The organism is Nocardiopsis alba DSM 43377 (assembly GCF_000341225.1).
Taxonomy (GTDB): Bacteria; Actinomycetota; Actinomycetes; order Streptosporangiales; family Streptosporangiaceae; genus Nocardiopsis; species Nocardiopsis alba.
The window spans coordinates 1-1,978 of sequence record NZ_ANAC01000042.1; the positions used below are offsets into that span (position 1 = coordinate 1).

At 69.3% G+C, this 1,978-nt stretch carries 3 protein-coding genes; all 3 read left to right on the forward strand.

All coding sequences use genetic code 11. The annotated features are described in order from the left end of the window. A partial coding sequence (locus tag D451_RS0126020) for an AurF N-oxygenase family protein (protein ID WP_017536611.1) occupies positions 1 to 589 on the forward strand: 589 nt, incomplete at its 5' end. A 208-nt stretch (positions 590 to 797) separates the two neighbouring features. Continuing rightward, entirely contained in the window at positions 798 to 1,652 is an 855-nt protein-coding gene (locus D451_RS0126025) for an SDR family NAD(P)-dependent oxidoreductase (RefSeq protein ID WP_014909706.1), read from the forward strand. 13 nt (positions 1,653 to 1,665) lie between these two features. Continuing rightward, positions 1,666 to 1,978: diiron oxygenase (locus D451_RS0126030; RefSeq protein ID WP_017536612.1), on the forward strand; the 313-nt coding region annotated here is incomplete at its 3' end.

The window sequence follows — 1,978 nt, forward strand, 5'->3', positions numbered from 1 at the left end:
CGTCCAGTACGCCTACACCGAGATCGCGGACGAGTGCCGCCACACCGTCATGTTCGCCAAGGCCATCGAGCGGCTCGGATCCCGGGCCTACCGGATCGACCCGCTCGCGCACGCGCTGGGGCGGGTCTTCAAGGCGCTCGCCCACGGGCCGCTGATCTTCGGCGGAGCCCTGTTCGTCGAGGAGATCCTGGATCGGCTTCAGCGGGAGATGATGAAGGACGAGAGCATCGAGCCGGTCGTGCGTTCCACCTCGCGCATCCACGTGATCGAGGAGGCCCGGCACATCCGGTACGCCCGCGAGGAGTTCCACCGGGACTGGCTCCGGAGGGGCCCGGTGAACAGGGCCTACAGCCGCCTGGTCCTCGGCGTGGTGGCCTACTTCTCCGCCACCCGCCTCATCCACCCGAAGGTCTACGCGCGGGTCGGTCTCGATCCCCGGGAGGCCCGTCGGGTCGCCCGCCGTAACCCGCGTTTCATCGACAGCAAGACGGAGCTGTCCCGCAAGGTCGTGTCGACGCTCGACACCGCAGGGGCGATCTCGGGGATCGGCCGTCGTTTCTGGAGGAGGGCCGGCCTCCTGGGTCGCTGACCCGACCCACGGGCCCCTCTCTCACCACCGGACCCGGCGCCCCCACCGGCCGCCGGGCCCTTCGTGATGTCCGAAAAGGCCGAGAACACGGCGCCTCGGACACCTTCCCGACATCTCGACCTACTCGCGAGTAAATTCCGCGTCACACCCCATTGCATTGTGACAATGCTCGTTGTAACGTTCCGGCAATGACTGTGGAGGAGATCACATGACGACCCCCTTGCCGCGCCACCTGCGCCGTCTCCCGGGCCAGAACGCCATCGTCACCGGCGCCTCCGGAGCGTTCGGCAGCGCCACCGTGGCGGTCCTTCGCCACATCGGCGTCAACGTCGTCGGACTCGACCGCAAACCCTCCCCCGGTGTGATCGCCTGCGACATCACCGACGACCGACAGGTCGAGGAAGGGGTGGCCGAGGCCGTCGACCGCCTCGACGGCGACCTGGACCTGCTCGTCCACTACGCCGGGATCGGCCCCTCCGTCGATATCGGGCACATGCCCGACTCCCACGCGCACCAGGCCCTGGAGGTCAACCTCCTCGGAACCTGGAGGGTCACCGCGGCCGCCATGCCCCACCTGGTCCGCAGCCGCGGTCGGGTGATCGTCACCGCCTCCCTCCTGGCCGGACTCCAACTGCCCCTGGCCGGCGCCTACACGGTCTCCAAACGTGCCGTCTCCGCCTACGCCGACTGCCTCCGCGCCGAGTACGGCACCCACGTCGGTGTCACCACGATCTATCCGGGCTTCGTCGACACGCCCATCCACGAGAGCTCCCGGGCCACCGGCGCCTCCCTCGACGGGCTCGTCCCCGCCGAGACCGAGCGCGACACCGTCATGGCCGTGGTCCGGGCCGCCGGAGCCAAACACCCTCCCCGCGACATCGCCTCGACCGCCCTGGGTACCGCGGCCCTCCATCTGACCCGGCACTTCCCGGGCACCACCGAGCAGATCGTGGCCCTCCAACTCGGCCTGCTGCTCACCGACGGCGCCTTCGCCGACGCCGAGATCGCCCGCGGCCTCCACGCGCGGTACGGCACCCCGCACGCACAGACCACCCGTTCCTGAAGGAGACAGTCGGATGACCGCCGAAGTCGTCGCCAAACCCAAGCTCACCGACCGCGAGGACATCGCCAAGCGTCTCCTGCGCGGATCGGCCAAGGCCTCCTACGACCCGCTCGTCGAGATCGACTGGGACGCCCCCGTCGACCCCGACATGTGGGCCATCCGTCCCGAGCGGATCTCCCTCTACGGCACCCACCTGTGGGACCGGCTCACCGAGGAACAGCGCAAGGAGCTGTCCCGCCTGGAGGTCGCCAGCGTCGCCACCATCGGCATCTGGTTCGAGACCATCCTCATGCAGATGCTGGTCAGGCACGCCTACCACAACGACC

What these genes read in the sequence shown, in the direction of transcription:
- D451_RS0126025 (WP_014909706.1), top strand. Translation starts at nt 798, where the DNA reads ATGACGACCCCCTTGCCGCGCCACCTGCGCCGTCTCCCGGGCCAGAAC.